At 36.4% G+C, this 19936-nt stretch carries 19 protein-coding genes, 1 pseudogene and 1 other annotated feature; all 20 genes and pseudogenes read right to left on the bottom strand.

Going from position 1 to position 19936, the window contains the following annotated elements:
• Positions 1–18: 18 nt before the first annotated feature.
• Positions 19–2784 (bottom strand): isoleucine--tRNA ligase, encoded by a 2766-nt coding sequence (gene ileS, locus LRP84_RS01360; RefSeq protein WP_230573428.1) that lies wholly within the window; start codon positions 2782–2784, stop codon positions 19–21.
• 82 nt (positions 2785–2866) lie between these two features.
• Positions 2867–3086, bottom strand: a binding site (T-box leader).
• A 51-nt stretch (positions 3087–3137) separates the two neighbouring features.
• A complete protein-coding gene (gene divIVA, locus LRP84_RS01355; RefSeq protein WP_230573427.1) occupies positions 3138–3644 on the bottom strand; it encodes a septum site-determining protein DivIVA in 507 nt (168 codons plus the stop codon).
• 94 nt (positions 3645–3738) lie between these two features.
• Positions 3739–4512 (bottom strand): YlmH family RNA-binding protein, encoded by a 774-nt coding sequence (locus LRP84_RS01350; protein ID WP_230573426.1) that lies wholly within the window; start codon positions 4510–4512, stop codon positions 3739–3741.
• A 14-nt stretch (positions 4513–4526) separates the two neighbouring features.
• A complete protein-coding gene (locus tag LRP84_RS01345; RefSeq protein WP_098305540.1) occupies positions 4527–4793 on the bottom strand; it encodes a YggT family protein in 267 nt (88 codons plus the stop codon).
• A gap of 6 nt (positions 4794–4799) precedes the next feature.
• Complete coding sequence (locus LRP84_RS01340; RefSeq protein WP_230573425.1) at positions 4800–5261, bottom strand: cell division protein SepF; 462 nt, start codon at positions 5259–5261, stop codon at positions 4800–4802.
• 19 nt (positions 5262–5280) lie between these two features.
• Positions 5281–5955, bottom strand: coding sequence for a YggS family pyridoxal phosphate-dependent enzyme (locus LRP84_RS01335; protein ID WP_230573424.1), 675 nt, complete (start codon positions 5953–5955; stop codon positions 5281–5283).
• 5 nt (positions 5956–5960) lie between these two features.
• Complete coding sequence (gene pgeF, locus LRP84_RS01330; protein WP_230573423.1) at positions 5961–6770, bottom strand: peptidoglycan editing factor PgeF; 810 nt, start codon at positions 6768–6770, stop codon at positions 5961–5963.
• A 115-nt stretch (positions 6771–6885) separates the two neighbouring features.
• Complete coding sequence (locus tag LRP84_RS01325) at positions 6886–7164, bottom strand: YlmC/YmxH family sporulation protein (protein ID WP_098305548.1); 279 nt, start codon at positions 7162–7164, stop codon at positions 6886–6888.
• 200 nt (positions 7165–7364) lie between these two features.
• On the bottom strand, positions 7365–8144 hold the full coding sequence (gene sigG, locus LRP84_RS01320; protein ID WP_098305550.1) for an RNA polymerase sporulation sigma factor SigG: 780 nt from the start codon (positions 8142–8144) through the stop codon (positions 7365–7367).
• Positions 8145–8336: 192 nt separating this feature from the next.
• Positions 8337–9056, bottom strand: coding sequence for an RNA polymerase sporulation sigma factor SigE (sigE, locus tag LRP84_RS01315; protein ID WP_230573422.1), 720 nt, complete (start codon positions 9054–9056; stop codon positions 8337–8339).
• A 19-nt stretch (positions 9057–9075) separates the two neighbouring features.
• Positions 9076–9993, bottom strand: a complete 918-nt coding sequence (gene spoIIGA / locus LRP84_RS01310; protein ID WP_230573421.1) for a sigma-E processing peptidase SpoIIGA — start codon at positions 9991–9993, stop codon at positions 9076–9078.
• 260 nt (positions 9994–10253) lie between these two features.
• Positions 10254–11402: a cell division protein FtsZ gene (ftsZ, locus tag LRP84_RS01305; RefSeq protein WP_230573420.1), complete on the bottom strand. Its 1149-nt coding sequence runs from the start codon at positions 11400–11402 to the stop codon at positions 10254–10256.
• A gap of 39 nt (positions 11403–11441) precedes the next feature.
• Positions 11442–12749: a cell division protein FtsA gene (gene ftsA / locus LRP84_RS01300; RefSeq protein WP_230573419.1), complete on the bottom strand. Its 1308-nt coding sequence runs from the start codon at positions 12747–12749 to the stop codon at positions 11442–11444.
• A 150-nt stretch (positions 12750–12899) separates the two neighbouring features.
• Positions 12900–13051: pseudogene (locus tag LRP84_RS01295) on the bottom strand (DUF1290 domain-containing protein); the annotation flags it as partial.
• Positions 13052–13154: 103 nt separating this feature from the next.
• Positions 13155–13901, bottom strand: a complete 747-nt coding sequence (locus tag LRP84_RS01290) for a cell division protein FtsQ/DivIB (protein ID WP_230573418.1) — start codon at positions 13899–13901, stop codon at positions 13155–13157.
• 98 nt (positions 13902–13999) lie between these two features.
• Positions 14000–14905, bottom strand: a complete 906-nt coding sequence (gene murB / locus LRP84_RS01285) for a UDP-N-acetylmuramate dehydrogenase (protein ID WP_230573417.1) — start codon at positions 14903–14905, stop codon at positions 14000–14002.
• A 49-nt stretch (positions 14906–14954) separates the two neighbouring features.
• On the bottom strand, positions 14955–16058 hold the full coding sequence (murG, locus tag LRP84_RS01280; protein WP_230573416.1) for an undecaprenyldiphospho-muramoylpentapeptide beta-N-acetylglucosaminyltransferase: 1104 nt from the start codon (positions 16056–16058) through the stop codon (positions 14955–14957).
• Between the two features lie 171 nt (positions 16059–16229).
• Positions 16230–17327 (bottom strand): stage V sporulation protein E, encoded by a 1098-nt coding sequence (gene spoVE, locus LRP84_RS01275; RefSeq protein ID WP_230573415.1) that lies wholly within the window; start codon positions 17325–17327, stop codon positions 16230–16232.
• 275 nt (positions 17328–17602) lie between these two features.
• A complete protein-coding gene (gene murD / locus LRP84_RS01270; protein WP_230573414.1) occupies positions 17603–18955 on the bottom strand; it encodes a UDP-N-acetylmuramoyl-L-alanine--D-glutamate ligase in 1353 nt (450 codons plus the stop codon).
• Complete coding sequence (gene mraY, locus LRP84_RS01265; protein WP_230573413.1) at positions 18956–19927, bottom strand: phospho-N-acetylmuramoyl-pentapeptide-transferase; 972 nt, start codon at positions 19925–19927, stop codon at positions 18956–18958.
• Between the last annotated feature and the right edge of the window lie 9 nt (positions 19928–19936).

The following is a 19936-nucleotide window of genomic DNA, read 5'->3' as shown; positions in this document are numbered from 1 at the left end:
TCGATTTTCCTCATTTTATTATTTTACATAATGTTCTTTTACAACTTCTCCGCAGCGTTTACATAACGTTGGATGGTCTGCATTACTTCCTACTGTTTCAGAAACAACCCAGCAACGTTCACACGTTTCACCCGTTGCTTGTGTTACAACGACAGCTGTATGTTCATATTTCGGTGCATCAGCTGGCGCTTCTTCCATTGTTCCACCAAGATGATATTCAGAAACAATAAATAATTGTTTTAAATCTTCGCTAATAGACTCTAACATTTGTTTCATTTCTGCAGTTGGGAATAGGGTAATGCTCGCATTTAACGATTTACCAATCGTTTTTGCATTACGTGCCACTTCTAACGCTTTTAATACATCATCGCGAAGTGTCATAAATGCATCCCATTTTACTTTTAACTCTTCCGCACCTTCTACTTCTACAGCTTCTGGCATATCAGTTAACTGAACGCTTGCTTCTACTACACCAGGAATATATGGCCATACTTCATCCGCTGTATGAGGTAAAATTGGCGTTACAAGTTTTGTTAACGCAACAAGAACATCATACAATACCGTTTGAATTGCACGGCGATCGTGATTATTTTCTGCTTCGATATATAAAATATCTTTTGCAAAATCTAAATAGAATGAACTTAAATCAATTGTACAGAAGTTATGAATCGCATGATATACAGCTGCAAATTCATACGTTTCATAAGCATCTTTTACTTTTGTAATTAAGTCATTTAATTTCACTAACATGTAGCGGTCTACTTCACGAAGTTCTGCAGCAGGTACCACATCTTTACTTGGATCAAAGTCAGCTAAGTTTCCTAATAAGAAGCGGAATGTATTACGAATTTTACGATATACTTCTGCTACTTGTTTTAAGATATCATCAGAAATACGTACATCCGATTGATAATCAACTGATGATACCCATAAACGTAAAATATCGCCGCCTAATTGGTCCATAATTTTCTTCGGTACAACAATATTTCCGATAGACTTACTCATTTTGCGACCTTCACCATCAAGTACGAAGCCGTGACTTAAGACACCTTTATACGGTGCTTTACCCGTTACCGCAACTGCTGTTGATAATGAAGAGTTAAACCAACCGCGATATTGGTCAGATCCTTCTAAATATAAATCAGCTGGACGCTGCAGATCATCACGCTCTTCTAATACAGCTTGATGAGAAGAACCCGAATCAAACCATACATCCATAATGTCTGTTTCTTTACGGAATTCGCCATTTGGGCTAGATGGATGTGTAAAACCTTCTGGTAATAAATCTTTCGCTTCACGTTCAAACCATACGTTCGAACCATGTTCACGGAATAACGCTGCTACATGATTAATCGTTTCATCTGTAATAATTGGATCACCGTTTTCTGCATAGAATACAGGAATCGGAACACCCCACGCACGTTGACGAGAAATACACCAGTCACCGCGGTCACGCACCATGTTATGAAGGCGCGTTTCCCCCCAAGCTGGTACCCATTTTGTTTCCTCTACAGCTTGTAATAATTCACTGCGGAACGCTTCAATAGATGCAAACCATTGTGCAGTTGCACGGAAAATAATTGGTTGTTTCGTTCTCCAGTCGTGTGGATAAGAATGCGTAATAAATGTTAATTTTAATAATGCACCAACCTCTTCTAATTTTTCCGTGATTGGTTTATTTGCTTTATCGTAGAATAACCCTTCAAATCCAGGCGCTTCACTTGTTAATACACCTTTATCATCAACTGGACAAAGAACTTCTAACCCATATTGTTTCCCAACAAGGAAGTCATCTTCCCCGTGTCCTGGTGCTGTATGTACACAACCTGTACCAGCATCTGTTGTAACGTGTTCACCAAGCATAACAAGAGAATCACGGTCATAAAATGGATGCTTAGCCACTGTATACTCAAGTTCGCTACCTTTTACTGTTTTAACAACTTCTGTGTTTTCCCACTCTAATGTTTTTGAAACTGCTTCAAATAGCTCAGAAGCAATGATATATTTTGCATCATCTACTTTTACAATGCTATATTCAAGTTCTGGATGAACAGAAATACCTAAGTTAGCTGGCAATGTCCAAGGTGTTGTTGTCCAAATAATGAACTTCTCGTCGCCTTCTAAAACATTTTTTCCATCTTTAACAGGGAATGCTACGTAAATAGATGCAGATTTTTTATCTTTATATTCTATTTCCGCTTCTGCTAATGCAGATTCACTTGTCGGAGACCAGTAAACAGGTTTTTGTCCTTTATAGATGTAGCCCTTTTTCGCCATTTCACCAAATACTTTAATTTGCTGTGCTTCGTACGCTGGCTTTAATGTAATGTATGGATTATCCCAATCACCACGTACACCTAAACGTTTAAATTGCTCACGCTGACGGCTTACTTGCTCGTATGCGTATTCTTCACAAAGTTTACGGAACTCAGCAACTGTCATTTCTTTACGTTTAACGCCTTTATTTGTTAAAGCTTGTTCAATTGGCAAACCATGTGTATCCCATCCCGGTACATATGGTGCACAGTATCCAGTCATTGATTTGTAACGAACAATAAAATCTTTTAACACTTTATTTAACGCATGTCCCATATGAATGTCACCATTCGCATATGGAGGTCCGTCATGTAGTACAAATAGGGGACGCCCCTTTGTACATTCTTGTACTTTTTCATAAATGTTCATTTCAGCCCATTTTTCTTGCATTACAGGCTCACGTTTCGGTAAATTTCCACGCATTGGAAATTCTGTTTTTGGCATTAATAATGTATCTTTGTACTCCATGCTTAACTCCTCCTTAAATATATAAAAGAAAGGCATTTTTTCTAAATAAATGGAATAAAAAAGAGACCTTCTCATCCCCCAAAAAAGGGACGAGAAGGTCTCCCGCGGTACCACCCTAGTAGACTACTACATATAGCAATCCTCTTTATATTCTTAACGCGAATACACGCCTGCGCTTACTTTATTATTCAGCGAGGAACTCCAGGGTGATATTCCCATTCTCTCCTTATTCTGAGCTTCCACCGTCCTCAGTTCGCTATATAAGGTATGAAAAAAGTACTTATCCCTATCTTCGTTTTTCTAAAAAATTATGTTGTATAGAATTATATGTAATAATGAGAAAAACGTCAAGCTTACACTGTTTCTTCTTTCTTAAGAAGTTCATCTACTTCTTCTTCTAACTCAATTAGCTTGTCCCAATCATCATTGTTTAGCATTTCAAGCTGTGCTTCTATTAGCATACGGAAACGTGTACGGAACACTTTTGCTTGCTTTTTCAATTCTTCAATGTCAAATGCCACTTTTCTTGATTTTACTAACGCTTCGTTAATAATACGGTCCGCATTTTTCTCTGCTTCACGAACAATTAACTTTGCTTCTTTTTGTGCATTACGTTTTACTTCTTCTGCTGCTTCTTGCGCTATAACAATAGATTTATTTAATGTATCTTCAATATTGGAGAAATGTTCTAATTTTCCTTCTAGTTGTGCGACTTTTTCTTCTAACGCTTTCTTCTCACGAATCACTAATTCATAATCTTTAATGACTTGATCAAGAAATTCATTTACTTGATCCTCATCATAGCCGCGAAAGCCACGACTAAATTCTTTATTATGAATATCTAACGGTGTTAACGGCACAAACGCCACCTCCAAGTAGGTTATCTAAAATTTCCTTTTTTTAATTATATCTTTTCTTCGACAAAATGGGAGATTTTCCTTCTAAAAAAAGAAATCATTTTAAGATTCCATACAAAATTCTCCATTTATCGCGTTTTGTTTTTCCATCAACGGTGAGTAATTTACTCCTGCCATAACCTCTGACAGAAAATACATCTCCTGGAAAGCAGTCATACGCAGATTGCTCAACTACTTTCCAATTCACTTTCACAAGACCATTTTTAATAAACGGCTGTGCTTTTTGACGAGATATATGAAACATTTCCGCTATTAATACATCTAATCGAAGCGCCGAAACTGTCCCCGATTTTTCATCCCACTGTTCTTTCATATGTAACACATGATCAGATGAGACAGGTGCTAAAGACACTTTTGTTCTTCCAATTGATTGTAAATTCATTCCTATGTACGAAACAACTTCTTTTGCAACTACTATTTGGGCACGATTTTGCTGGAGCCAAATATCTCCGCATTTTTCTCTCTTTAATCCAAGAGACATAAATGCTCCTAATATTTGACGATGTTCCAGTGTATAAAATTTAGAAGGATAGTCAATTTCTAATACTTCTACTTGAAACTCTTCCTCATTCGGCATAAGATAATTTGGATAAATTAATGCCCGCTTTCTTTCTGCACTCGGAGTAACTCCATAGAATTGAAACGCAGCATCTCCTTGATGTCCAACAATCATAGAAACAATTTGCTGTTCACGTGGGTCAAGAAAATCAGTAAGTTTCACTTGATGATTTTCCTCTGCCGCTTGCTTCCATTCTAACACTTTATCAACGAAAACTGTTTCTTCAGATCTAAAATGTTCATAGATGCTCATGTATATATATCCTCTTACCTCACAAAAAATTCAAATACGCGTATCAATCCTGAACTAGCTAAATTTAGTACAATAATTGCTACAATTGGTGAAATATCAATCATTCCAATTGGCGGGATAAAACGGCGAAACGGTTCCAAATACGGCTCACAAATTCGTGCTAAAAATTCTCCGAATGTTGATTCTCTTGCTCCCGGAAACCAAGATAGTAGGATATAGATAATAAGCGCCCAAGAATAAATTTTTATTACATAGAGCAAAATTTGTAAAATCATCAGCATAGCGCACTACCACCTCTTTATATTTGTATCTTCCTCTTCACCGAACAATTCAGAAATTGCTCCAACAATATCTACATTATCCGGTGTACATATAAATGTTTTTGGACCTAATTTTTGAATGTCTCCGCTGATTGCATATACAGTGCCGCTTAGAAAGTCAACGATACGTAATGCTTGATCTGTAGACATGCGCTGTAAATTAATCACAACCGCACGGCGACCTTTTAAATGATCAGCAATGCCTTGTGCCTCTGAATACGTACGCGGCTCTAATAAAACAACTTTTGAAGGGTGTTTTGCTTTTTCAATACTTACCACGTTTTGTTTCGGTTGTACTTTTGTAAGCGGAATATCCTGTTCTGGTTCCTGCTGTTTTTTCATTTCATTTTGCTCCTTTTCATAAGCATAATGCGCTTCTCGCTCTTCTGGTGTGTCAAAAAAGAAATACTTTACTTTTGACCAACTCATAATAAAATTCTCCTTCCTTCTATTCTTTTCCTACTAAAATCGTTCCCAAACGAATAAATGTAGCGCCTTCTTCAATTGCAATTGTATAATCATTTGACATTCCCATCGATAACTCCGTACACGGAGCATGTGATAAGTGTAAATCTTGTACTTGCTTTTGCAGTTTACGCAACATTTGAAAACAACTACGAATTTGCATTTCATCATCCGTGTAAGGTGCCATTGTCATAAGTCCAACAACTTCAATTTTATCAAATTGCTGTAAATTGCGAATAAACTTAATCGTTTCATCTATAGCTATCCCTTGTTTGGACTCTTCCTCGGAAGTTTTCACTTGTACAAAGCAGCGAATTAATTTAGTTGCTCGTTTTTGAATTTCTTTTGCAAGTGAAAGACGATCAAGTGAATGTAAATAATCAATCTCATTTATAATCTCTTTTACTTTTCTAGATTGCAATGAACCGATAAAATGCCACGTCGCTTTGTTTCCGAAATACTCATATTTCTGTAACAAGCCTTCATTACGATTTTCACCAAGGTGCACAAGCCCAGCTTGCAACACCTCACTTGTTTTTTCAATACCTACTGTTTTGGTAACAGCAACAAGTGTAATTTCATCTAAAGATCTATTCACTCGTTGGCATGCTTGTTCAACTTCTTGTTGAACATATGTTAAATTTCCTTGTACTGTCACTGCTTTCACTCCTCCTTAAAACCGATAAAGCTAAGCATTCTTCCCGTCTTTCCATGATCGCGGCGATGTGAGAAAAATAATTGCGTTTCACAGCTTGTACAAAGAGAGGACATGGCAATATGCTCTTCCTTAATCCCAGCTTGCAAACAGAGCAAACGATTTATTTCTTTTAAATCAATTGCATACTGTCCATCAGAAATCACTTCATATGGAACAGAACTATGAATCACTTGTTTAGCCGCAGATAACACACGTTCATCCACAACGTAACAACACGCACCAATAGACGGACCGATGGCAACATGTATATCATCAAGCGGTATCCCTTCGTCTTTCCACTTTCTAATCATTTCACTCGCAATTCCTTTTACGGTTCCTTTCCAGCCAGCATGTGCAAGTCCAAGCATTTTATAAGATGGCGAATAAAAATATAATGGAACACAATCCGCATAACAAGATGTTAATAACACGTCTGTATCTGTCGTATATATGCCATCTGTATTCGGGATACCATCTTTATAGGAAAAGACTCCTTTTCCCTTCTCTTGCTTTCCTACTTTTGCAACATGATAGTCATGAACCTGTTCAGAACAAATCCACTTTTCTAATGAAACATGTAACTTTTCTGCTAAAAGACGCCGATTTTCATGAACATCTTCCACTTTGTCATGGACGTGTAGCCCTAGATTCATTGTATGAAACGGTCCGGTGCTCACTCCACCTTCTTTTGTAGTAAATCCAGCTATGATGGGTCCAAGTTTTTCCCAAACATGTAAATATAACATACCGTCCTTATATGTAAATGGTTCTCTCATAAAAAGGCTCCTTATAATAAAATAACATAAAAAGTATGGTACTTCTTGTCTATTTTACCATACTTTTATTTTTCCATAATGACAACATAAAAAAAAAAGGAATTTGTAATATTTTTTAAGAAATTGTCGGTGTTTGTATTGTTTCTGTTATTTTATTAATATGATCCGCTCGAACTAAGATAACATCTTCTCCTATTTTTACAATTTGTTTCCAAGGAATTACAAACTCTTCTTCTTTTCCAAATAAACCTAGCATTTTCCCTTGTTTTGTAATAATAACTGCTTGAATTTTTCCCGTCTTCATATCAATATCGATATCTCCAATATTTCCAAGTTTCTTTCCGTCTGACACATCGACAACATCCTTCATTTGAAATTCTGAAATACGTATCATTGCCATCCTCTCCTTTGTTTCATACTTAACTGACAATTATAATTCCACCTCAATGCATAAAGTGAAACTTCCAGCAGTAAGGAATATACCCTTCACGTACAAAATCTTATCTTTATAGCCATTATATGAACCCACCATTCTTCCTATGAGCAGAATCTCTCTTCAAAACTTTAAAAGATCTCATCATAAATGATGAGACCTTAGCCTTGAATTGTTTTATTCATTTGTTTAATTGCTGATTTTTCAAGACGTGACACTTGCGCTTGAGAAATCCCAATTTCCTCCGCTACTTCCATTTGTGTTTTTCCTTGAAAGAAACGCTTGCGAATAATCATCTTTTCTCGTTCATTTAATCGCTTCATTCCCTCTTTTAATGCTAGTTCTTCGACCCATTGCTCGTCCCTTTGTTTATCATCACTTAACTGATCCATCACAAAAATCGGATCTCCACCATCATTGTATATTGGCTCAAATAATGAAACTGGATCTTGAATCGCATCAAGCGCAAACACAATTTCTTCGTGCGTTACATCAAGTACTTTTGCTATATCCATCGCTGTTGGCTCTTTCGAATTTTCAGCAATAAGCTTTTCTCGTACTTGCAATGCTTTATACGCAATATCACGCAATGAACGCGAGACGCGTATTGGGTTATTATCACGCAAATATCTTCGGATTTCTCCAATAATCATGGGTACAGCATATGTTGAAAATTTAACATTTTGGCTTAAGTCAAAGTTATCAATGGATTTCATAAGTCCAATGCAGCCAACTTGAAATAAATCATCAACAAACTCCCCTCTGTTGTTAAATCTTTGGATGACGCTCAGTACAAGACGTAAGTTTCCGTTTACTAGTTTCTCCCTTGCGCTTATATCACCGCTTTGCATTTCTCGAAATAACTGTCGCATTTCCTCATTTTTTAATACTGGAAGTTTAGATGTATCAACACCGCAAATTTCTACTTTGTTTCTCGTCAAAGTGTTCCCTCCTATCGGGAGTTGCTGTACAGTGTAAAGTATCTCCTTTGGAGGGAATTTTATGCATATATTCATTTATCCCGCATTACTAAATGAAACGTTTTCTTTTCTAAAATGAAACTTAAATTACTTATAAAAAAGCAATCGACCAAGCGCCTCAAGTAAAAAATATTCGTTAGAGAATGCTTAACTTCATACCATTTTGTTAAATTCTTTACGAAGCCTTTTAATAATCCGTTTTTCTAAACGCGAAATATAAGACTGTGAGATACCAAGCATATCCGCAACATCCTTTTGCGTTTTTTCTTCTCCGCCATCTAATCCAAAACGAAGTTCCATAATTTGCTTCTCTCGATCATTTAATTGATGCAATGCTTTCATAAGTAAGTGGCGGTCAACAGTTGCTTCCAAATCTTTTGTAATAATATCTTCATCCGTTCCAAGAACATCTGATAGCAATAGTTCATTTCCATCCCAATCAATATTAAGAGGCTCATCAAATGATACTTCTGAACGATTTTTATTATTTCGTCGCAAATGCATCAAAATTTCATTTTCAATACACCTTGAAGCATATGTTGCAAGTTTAATTTTCTTTTCCGGATTAAATGTATTAACCGCTTTGATTAAACCAATGGTTCCAATACTAATCAGGTCTTCAATATTAATTCCTGTATTTTCAAATTTCCTAGCAATGTATACAACAAGACGTAAATTGCGTTCAATTAAAAGCGATCGCGCTGTTTCATCTCCCTTTGGCAGTTTTTTCAGCAATATTTCTTCTTCTTCTTTCGTTAATGGAGGTGGTAACGCTTCACTTCCACCGATATAATAAATTTCATCGGTCTTAATTCCAAGTTTTAGTAATAATTTATACCAAAGATAAGTTAAACGAAATTTTAATTTCAACATAAAATCCCTCCTTTTTTCATTAAGCAATTGTCACTTTGTGAGACAATAACATTTTTGGATGTAAAATACATTGATACTCACCATTTGCTGATAGTTGCTGTGTATTCAAACCAATTAATACTTTATTTACGGTAACTGTAGTACCTTCATGATAAACTCGTACAATGTCAGGTTTAATTGCCCACAAAAATTGTTGATTAACACCTACAGCACGATAAGGAATTAACCTCAAACGTGTTGCCCACTGTGATTCTTCATCTGGTATATATGGAATTGTTGTTTTCATTTGAACTTGTTCTATTAGCCACTTTGGAAGCACATGTTCTAAAGAAGAAACATGTATAATCATAACTGGTGTTTTTGTAAGCGGGTCATACAATTGATTTCCACTATCAATCAATCCATCTAGTTGAATATCATTTATATCAATTTTGATATCTACTTTCACAATTTGCTCATAATGGATTTTTGTCACTTCTACATCTGCAATTCTCTTTTTAGAAAAATAGTACATAATCGGAAAGCCAATCATAACAAACACCCAACTTACAGGATCACCATATGAAATGGATTTTGTAGAAATAAGTCCATTCACCATGTCATTTGTTTGAAGAAAAAAATGTGTTCCAACAAGGCCGCCTCCTACCATAAATGTCACAAAATAAAACGTTAAAACGGTCTGTAGAAATGTCCGAAAACGAATAAAACCAAATGCAGTATAAACAATGAGGAATGAATATAATAATTTCATTACAGGATGTGTCATCACAGATGCTAACGGTGTGAATACAAAAATAACAATTGTTGAACCGATACATGCGCCCAGTACAAGTCTCCATCTTTTTACTTTTCGCTTTAAAACAATTGCTGTTAATAAAAGTAAAAGGAAATCAATGCAGACGTTTAATAACCAAATAATATCGGCGTAAACAACCAAACGGTTCACCTCTTTTTTATAAAGTTTAGACTAGTATAATGCATATCCTATGGAAAAGTGTGTCAATTCACGGAAGGGATTTTTTGTTATTTTGAAGCTTTCAGGCATAATTTGTCATGTTTAAAAACTACCAAATAGTCCTTTTAGCTAGAAGGAAAAGATTATGTAGACATAAAAAAGAAGGCCTAAAAAGGCCTTCTTTTTTATTTAAAAATCAAGATATTTAACTGACTATTAGTCGCGATAAAATTTCAATTCAATTATCGTCTGCGACGGTTACGTAAAAATGCTGGAATGTCAATGTCGTCTACGTCTGCACTACGCTCATTTACAACCGGCTCTTCGCGTTTCACTTCACGCTTTATTTCACGTTGTTTAACTGGTTGTACTGGCTGTTGCACATTTTTAGTAGTCGCTGTAGGACGAATAATTGGCTTTGGTGGCTGCATTGAAATGCTATCATCAAAACCTGTTGCAATTACAGTTACAACAATTTCATCTTTTAAACTCTCATTAATTACAGAACCAAAAATCATATTTACTTCTTGGTCTGAAGCTGAAGCTACAATATCTGCTGCTTCTTGTACTTCATATAAGCTTAGGTTTGTGCCACCTGTAATATTCATAATAACACCTTGTGCACCATCAATAGATGTTTCTAGCAATGGACTAGAAATTGCACGTTTTGCAGCTTCCGCAGCGCGGTTTTCACCAGTCCCCACACCAATACCCATTAATGCAGAACCTTTGTTAGACATAATTGTTTTTACATCTGCAAAGTCTAAGTTAATGAGACCTGGTGTAGCAATTAAATCAGAAATACCTTGAACACCTTGGCGCAATACATTATCAGCCTCACGGAACGCTTCAAGCATCGGTGTATTTTTATCAACGATTTCTAGTAAACGGTCATTGGGAATTACGATTAATGTATCTACATTTTCTTTAAACGATGCGATACCAGACGCAGCTTGCGTTGCACGCTTACGACCTTCAAATGTAAATGGACGTGTTACAACACCAACTGTTAGTGCTCCTAGCTCCTTTGCAACTTGTGCAATAACTGGAGCTGCACCAGTCCCAGTTCCTCCGCCCATACCAGCTGTTACGAAAACCATATCCGCCCCACGAAGTGCTTCTTGGATTTGTTCTTTACTTTCTTCAGCGGCTTTTTTCCCTACCTCAGGGTTTGCACCAGCACCAAGTCCGCGCGTTAATTTTCCACCGATTTGCATTCTTGTTTCAGCTTTTGATAGATTTAAAGCTTGTGCATCTGTGTTTACTGCAATAAAGTCTACACCTTGTACACCATGCTCAATCATACGATTGACAGCATTGTTTCCGCCACCGCCAACACCGATAACTTTTATATTTGCTAATTGATCTTGAGTAGTATCAAACTCTAACATGTCGAAATCCCCCTAGAACCTCATTTTTCGCGCTCAAATCTAATCCCATAAATATCGGAATACACGCTTCACTTTTGACATCATTCGTTCATTATTATTATTGTTATTGTTATTGCTATTACGCGGCTTTTGTTTTACAGGTTGTTGCACTGCAGCAGGTACTGGTGCATGTTGTAATTCATAACTTTCTTGCTTCTCCTGAACACTTTTTCCTCGTAACTTAGCTTTTTGATAGGCATTTTTAATAAGTCCAACACCAATCGTATATTGCGGTTCACGTACACCTATATAATCTGGCGTTGCAATACGAACATTTTGATGTAGAATATCGTAGGCAAGATCAAGAATACCTGACATAGAAACAACACCACCAGTAAGTACATAACCAGCCGGTAACTGTTTCAAACCAAGTTTTTGCACCTCATCTTGTACAAACATAAGAATTTCCTCTACACGAGCTTCAATGATATCTGCTAACTCTACTTGAGAATATTGCTCTGTTTGATCACTGCCCATAATTGAAACAGTAAATAACTCTTCCTCAGATGCCGTATCATAAAAAGCATGTCCATATTTTAGTTTAATTTGGTCGGCATTTTCCGTTGATGTTTTCAATCCAATGGCTATATCTTTTGTAATATGATCTCCGCCAATCGGTAATATGCTTGCTGTTTGTAATTCTCCATCTTGGAAAATTGATAACGTTGTTGAACCTCCACCGATGTCAACGAGAGCAACACCTCGATTTTTCTCATCACTTGACAAAGCAACCGTTGATGCTGCTAATGGTTGAAGGCAAATATCAATTATTTCAAGACCCGCTTTTTCTACACATCGAAGTAAATTATGTAACAATGTTCTCGAGCCTGTAATTAATGTGCCTTCCATTTCTAAACGTACACCAATCATTCCGCGCGGATCATTAATTTCATCAAGACCGTCTACGATAAACTGTCGAGGTACCACATCAATAAATTCACGCTCTGGTGCAATTGACACAACTTGCGCTGCATCAAGTACACGAAGCACATCTTCGTTTCCGATTTCACGATCTTCATTTGAAACAGCGACTACTCCATGACAAGGAAGAAGCTGTACTTGATTTGCGTTTACACCCACAACAACGCGTTCAATGTGTATCCCTACCATGCGTTCTGCTTGTTCAATCGCCTTTTTAATCGATTGCACAGTCTCATCTATGTCAACAATGGAGCCTTTTTTTAAACCATTTGACTTTACATTTCCAACACCAATAATGTTTAAAGCGTCATTGACCATCTCGCCAATAATAACTTTAACATTGGATGTACCGATGTCAAGACTAACGTATATTTCATTGCTGTTCATTCTTTGGCACCTCCTTCTTTATTTATACCACAAAATTCAATATATGGAACAACAATCGTTGTTTTACTATGTTATAAGAAAAATATTCAACGTATTTATGTGTTTCCCTTTTTTAACACTATATTTTTCTTATTTTTGTTTGGCATTCTTTCATTTTTCTAACAGTAAGATGCAAATCACTGCTATATTTTGAAACAACCTTATCCGACTACAAAGATTGCTGCCAAGTATAAGTCTACACCAAGATGTACTCCTAGAAAAGCTAAACTTGCAGCTAAGATTATCTTGAAAAAGAAAATAGAGAAAAATATGACTTAATTACATATTTTCTAAGAGTGAATTCCTATATCTCTTTGAAAAAACTATTTTACAGTTAAAATAGCTGCTTTATTAATCCCTTATTGATTAATTCACATATTCCGTATATGCCCCTACTTCCAAATGAATAATTGCCTTTTTATCTGGTGATAAGTTTTTAATAATAAGAGGATAAGCTTCCATTCGTTTTGCAAAATCTTGAATTACTGTACTTACTTCATATCCCTCATTCATATATAATGTAAGATGATCTGCGTACAAATCTGTTGGCTTGTAATGAATTTCAGAAATAGACCGAAGAACAGTTGGTGTTAATTTTTCTAATTCAGCAATCAATTCTTTCATTTTCTTTTCTTCAAATGGAACGAAAATCGGGGCAGCAATTGGCAATTTCCCATTCGAAAGAGCATCTAGTGATTTTCCATTTTCTAAAAGCGGATACAGTTTTCCTTCTTTATTAATGTAGCCAATTGTCACATATTCCTCAACATCGATAACAATTTGATTTGGAAATTTTTTCTTTACATGAGCCTCTTTAATCTCTTTTTGCTTCTTTAAATTTGTTTCTGCTTGCTGTGTCATTACACGAAAATAGCTTGTTGCATGTGTAATGCCTGCTTGCTCCATTATTTGTTCATCTGTCATATAGTGATTGCCGTGAACCGTAATTTTCTTTATATTGCTAAGCGGAGATCGAAAATAAATTAAAAAAAGCACCAATAAAAATAAAATCGATACATATAAAATTAATCGTTTATTTACCTGTTTCTTCTTCTTTTGATTTTTTAATTTTGGTACACGATCTTGTAGTTTAATAACTTTACTATTTTTCATGTACGATCCCCCTATGTAACATAAAGAACGGCATGTTATGCATGCCGCTCTTCTCTTTCTATTATATCATAAATGACAATGGGTGGGACAAACAACTATTATCTTCCAATAATCTCTACTTCTGTATGCATATTAACATCAAATTGTTCTTTAATCGTTTTCTTCACAAAAGCAATTAAATCAAGAACATCTTGCGCAGAAGCGGTTCCTGTATTAACAATAAAGTTCCCATGCATTTCCGAAATTTTTGCACCGCCAATTTGATAACCACGTAGTCCAGCCTTTTCAACTAAATTACCAGCATAGTTTGGTAGTGGATTCCTAAAAATACTTCCTGCACATGGGTGATTCCAAGGTTGTGTATCACGGCGATAATCTTTATTCTTTTGCATAATCGCGATAATGTCTTCACGATTACCTGCTTTTAATTGTAACTCTGCTTCCAATACAATGCCAGGACGCTTCTTTTGTAAAACAGATGTGCGATAAGAAAATTCTAGCTCTTCTTTCGTTAGCCATTCAATCGTTCCATCTTCAAACATAACACGAGCTCTCGTCAAAATTTCAGACATATCCGATTTATGAGCACCTGCATTCATATAAACAGCTCCGCCTACGCTTCCAGGAATACCACTAGCAAACTCTAATCCTGCTAATCCTTGGCGGCTCAATAAAGTTGACAGTTTAACGAGAGAATACCCTCCACCTACTCGTACAGTAACACCATCTACTTCTAAATGATCTAGTCCTTCTCCTAATCGAATCACAACTCCTTCAATACCTTTATCCGATACAAGAAGGTTGGAACCGCGACCAATTGCAGTCCATTTTGTCCCATGCTTTTTCACAAGCTTTAATGATTTTTCCACATCTTCAACACTACTTGGAACCACTAAAATATCCGCTGGACCACCTATTTTCATAGTTGTATAGCGAGCTAATGGTTCGTTTTTTAGTACTTTTCCTACCTGTGCTTCCATAAGTTCTTTTGCTAATTGTTTCATGATGCTCCCCCCATATTAAGTCTCCGTACTACAGTAGTATGCAGGGCATTCACCTAACGTTATTTTCTACAAGTTTTTTCATAACTTCAAACAACTTGTTTGCTGCATCTGGCATTCCTAACTGCTTTGCAGCTAGTTTCATATTTTGTAATTTTTGTACATCTAGTAAAATTTCATCAATATCACCAATAAGCGTTTCACCTGTTAAATCTTTTTCAAGAAGCATTTTTGCTGCACCTTTATCAACAACAGAAAGAGCATTTTTTTCTTGGTGATTGTTTGTTACATACGGACTCGGAATTAAGATACTTGGTTTCCCTAAAGCTGTCAATTCAGCTAGCGTTGTAGCACCTGCCCGCGAAACAACAAGGTCTACCCCAGTAAGTACTTCTGGCATATTATCAATAAACGGCTTAATAATAACATTTTGCGGATTCCCTTTTTGTTTCACAGCTTCCATTACTTTATCATAATGCACTTCACCTGTAACGTACAATACTTCATAATTTTTATTACCAAATTGTTCAATTGCTTCTAAAAACGCATCATTAATCGGTCTAGCGCCTCGGCTTCCTCCAAAAATTAATACTGATTTTTTTGAAAGAGATAATCCCACAGAATGCTTGCCTTTCATACCATTTTGGTTCATTACTTCCGAAGCACGAGGATTTCCTGTCATCACAACTTTATTTTGCGGGAAATGTTCTGCTGCCGCATCAAAACAAACCGCTACTTTATTCACGTAACGACTCAAAAATTTATTTGTTACACCAGGTACACTATTTTGTTCATGTACAATTGCTGGAATACCAAGTTTGGCAGCTGCATATACAACTGGACCACATACATAACCACCTGTTCCAATTACAACATCTGGATTAAAACGGCGAATATAACGTTTACTATCTTGTACACCTTTTACAAAACGCATCACCGTTTTCACATTATCCATTGATAATTTCCTTTTAAACCCGCTAATAACAATGGATTGAAATGGAATGCCGGCTTTGCGAACAATATTACTTTCCAAACCATTTTCCGTACCAATATATAAAAATCTTGCCTCAGGATGTATTTTTTTGATTTCTCGAATTAACGCAAGAGCTGGATAAATATGCCCACCTGTTCCACCACCGCTGACTAATACTCGCACTGCCTGTTCCTCCGCTTCTTTTTTCTATTATCCCGCTGCTCACGGGCAGTAAAAGTCTAATTGATTCAACTAAACCTTACTGATAGAAGTTACACTTTATGTATGCCATTCATATATCAATCGCTTTGTTTCCGTTTTCACACACGAAAAACCCTGTCATAAAAACAGGGTTTAGTAGCGAGAATGACGACTTATATTTAGTAACACTCCAATCGCCATTAACATAAGGGTCAAGCTAGACCCACCATAGCTTAAAAATGGCAAGGTAATTCCTGTAACCGGCATTAGTCCAGTTACAACACCGATGTTAATCATCACTTGAATCGCAATCATCGCCACAATCCCGACTGCTAAAAAAGTACCGTATAGGTCTGGCGCTCCTAACGCTACACGAATCCCACGCCATAACAACAGACTAAATAATAATAACACAAACGAACCACCAATAAAACCTAATTCTTCGGATAGTATCGCAAAAATAAAGTCTGTTTGTGGCTCTGGTAAGTAAAAAAATTTTTGTCTACTTTGTCCAAGACCGAGCCCAAATAATCCCCCCGGTCCGATTGCAAGTAACGATTGAATAATCTGAAATCCACTTCCTAGCGGATCCGACCATGGATCTAAATATGATGTAATACGCTTTATTCGATACGGTGCTGATGCAATAAGCCCAACAAATCCTGCAACTCCTATCAACCCTAACATTGCAAAATGAAAAATACGTGCTCCCGAAACAAAAATCATAACAACACATGTTCCAACCATTACCGTACCTGTCCCCAAATCGGGTTGTAACATAATCATACCAAATGCAACAAACACGAAACTAAGTGCAGGAAGTAATCCTCGTTTGAAAGACGTAATCATTTTTTGTTTTTCCGATAAAAATTTCGCTAAAAAAATAATCATCGCAAACTTCATAAACTCAGAAGGCTGAATAGAGAATGCACCTATACCAATCCAACTTCGAGCTCCGCCTCGCACCAGTCCAATTCCAGGAATTAAAACTAGAATAAGAAGAACGAAACAGATAAGTAAAATCACCTTGGAGTATGTACGCCACACCCAATAATCAATCTTCATGATAAAAAACATAGCAACGACACCAAGACTAGCAAATAACAATTGACGTTTTGCAAAAAAGAATGAATCTCCCATTTTATACGAAGCCCATACAGCGCTAGCACTGTATACCATCACCATTCCTATCGTCAAAAGTAACAATGTCACAATAATAAGAATAAAATCAGGAGTCTTCTTTGTTGGCAATGAGCATCACCTCTTTGAAAGCAGCTTTTCGTTAGCCCTACTTTTTTCACAAACGAAGCATCATTTATCTCTGGCTACTTGCAGGCAGTATGACTCTCACCTCAAGATTGCAAGAAATCAAAGAAGATAGGTGTGAGATAACTCCCTGTAAGAACCCCATTGGTAAAAGCTTTTCATCAGTGGAAGACGAAGAAAAATCCCGCCAATAGGAGTTTCATTTTATCTACCTATAAAAGAATCATCAGTAGGAACAATCCACTGATGATTCTTTCACTTTATACTAGCTTATGCACAGCTTGTATAAACATGTCTCCTCTTTCTTCAAATGTTTTAAATTGGTCCCAGCTTGCACATGCAGGAGATAAAAGAATTACGTCTCCCTCTTCTGAAAGAGCATATGCTTCTTGTACCGCTTGTTCCACATTATCGACACATTTAATAACTTTCATTCCAGCCTTTTCTGCAGCCTTCACAAGCTTAGGTGCAGTTTGTCCAAATGTAAGCAGTACCTTCACATGCCCAAAGTATGGGATTAAATCATCAAATTCATTACCACGATCTAGCCCACCCGCTAATAAAATTACTGGTTGCGTAAATGCAGACAATGCTTTTTCTGTCGCCAGCATATTTGTTGCTTTTGAATCATTATAAAACTTACGGTTTCCAATCGTCGTTACATATTCTAAACGATGCTTTACACCTGTAAAACGTTTTAAGACTGCTATAATCGCTTCATTAGCAACGCCCATAAGCTTTGCAATACTCATAGCAGCCAGTATATTTTCTAAATTATGTTTACCCGGTAATACAATATCGTAAATATCAATAACTTTTTCACCTTTAAAGTAAAGAGCACCATCTTTTACACAAGCGCCGTCTTCAATAATTTTCGTCGTAGAAAAGTACACTTTTTGTCCTTTACTTTGCTCAGACAACATCATTACATCTTCATCGTCAGCATTAATGACGCTATAGTCATTTTCAGTTTGATTTCTAAAGATATTCGCTTTTGCTAAACCGTACTCTTTCTTCGTACCGTGATAATCTAAGTGTGCTTCAAATAAGTTTAAAAGCACTGCAATCTTCGGTTGAAACGTTTCAATACCCATTAATTGAAAAGAAGAAAGTTCTGTTACAACCACTTCTTGTTCAGTTACATCTTGTGCAACTTCACATGCTACCGTACCGATATTTCCAGCAATAACAGGATGTTTTTCTCCTTCTTTTAACATTTCAAATGTTAATGTTGTTGTCGTTGTTTTCCCATTTGACCCTGTAATCCCAATAAACGGTGCTTCCGAAATGCGATATGCTAATTCTACTTCTGTTACCATCGGAATATTTTTTTCTTTTGTCGCGACAAGTAACGGATTAGAATACGGAATCCCTGGATTTTTCACAACAAGAGAAATATTTTTCTCTAATAATTCTAAGGGATGACCACCACATACAACTTCCACACCTTGACCTTGCAACTCTATCGCTAACGGATTTTCAGCTAGCGGCTTGCTATCATTTACAACTACATTTGCTCCAAGTTTCTTTAATAAAACAGCTGCAGCATAACCGCTTTTTGCCATACCTAATACAAGAATATTTTTATTTTGATAGTCAGTTATCGTTTTCAATTACATCCACACCCCGATATAAATTCCTAACACTGCAAATAAAAGCCCTACTGACCAGAACGTTACAACCACGCGCCATTCTGACCAACCGCATAATTCATAGTGGTGATGAAGCGGACTCATTTTGAATACACGCTTTCCTCTTGTTTTAAACGAAACGACTTGAATAATAACAGAAAGCGTTTCAATAACAAACATCCCACCAATGATGACTAATAATAACTCTGTTTTCGTTAAAATTGAAACAGCAGCTAAAGCACCACCAAGCGCTAAAGATCCTGTATCTCCCATAAATACTTTTGCAGGATGAGCATTAAATACTAAAAACCCTAATACAGCTCCAACAACTGCCATACAAAAAATAGCAATTGTGTACTGCTCCTGAGCAAAAGCAATAATACTATACGCACCAAATGCAATGGCAGCTGTTCCTGCTAATAATCCATCTAGCCCATCAGTTAAGTTAACTGCGTTTGAAGCTCCTATCAACATAAAGAGAACAAGAATAAAGTATGCCCAGTGTAAGTCAAACTTAATTTCTGTTCCTGGAATACTTAAATGTGTATCAAATCCTTGGCCCTTTGCAATGATAAAGAAAGCTACCGCAATAACAAACTGCCCGATTAATTTTTGTTTTGATGTCAAACCCAGATTTCTTTTTTTAACAACTTTAATGTAATCATCAAGAAATCCGATTAAACCATAACCAAATGTAACTAGAAGCAATAAATATGTCTCAGCGCTCTTTTGAAACTTAAACATCATAATAATAGACGTAATCATAATTGAAATAAAAATAACAATTCCGCCCATAGTCGGTGTTCCAGATTTCTTTTGATGTGACTTCGGACCTTCATCACGAATGCTCTGTCCAAACTTTAAACGGCGTAAAAATGGAATAAAAATTGGTGACAACGCAACAGAAATTAAAAATGCCACCCCAACTGTAATTAATAATCCTTGTTCAAGCATATTTAGTCC

The organism is Bacillus rhizoplanae (genome assembly GCF_917563915.1).
GTDB classification, from domain to species: Bacteria; Bacillota; Bacilli; order Bacillales; family Bacillaceae_G; genus Bacillus_A; species Bacillus_A rhizoplanae.
Note: the sequence above shows the minus strand (reverse complement) of the source record. Positions and strands in the feature narration are given on the sequence as shown.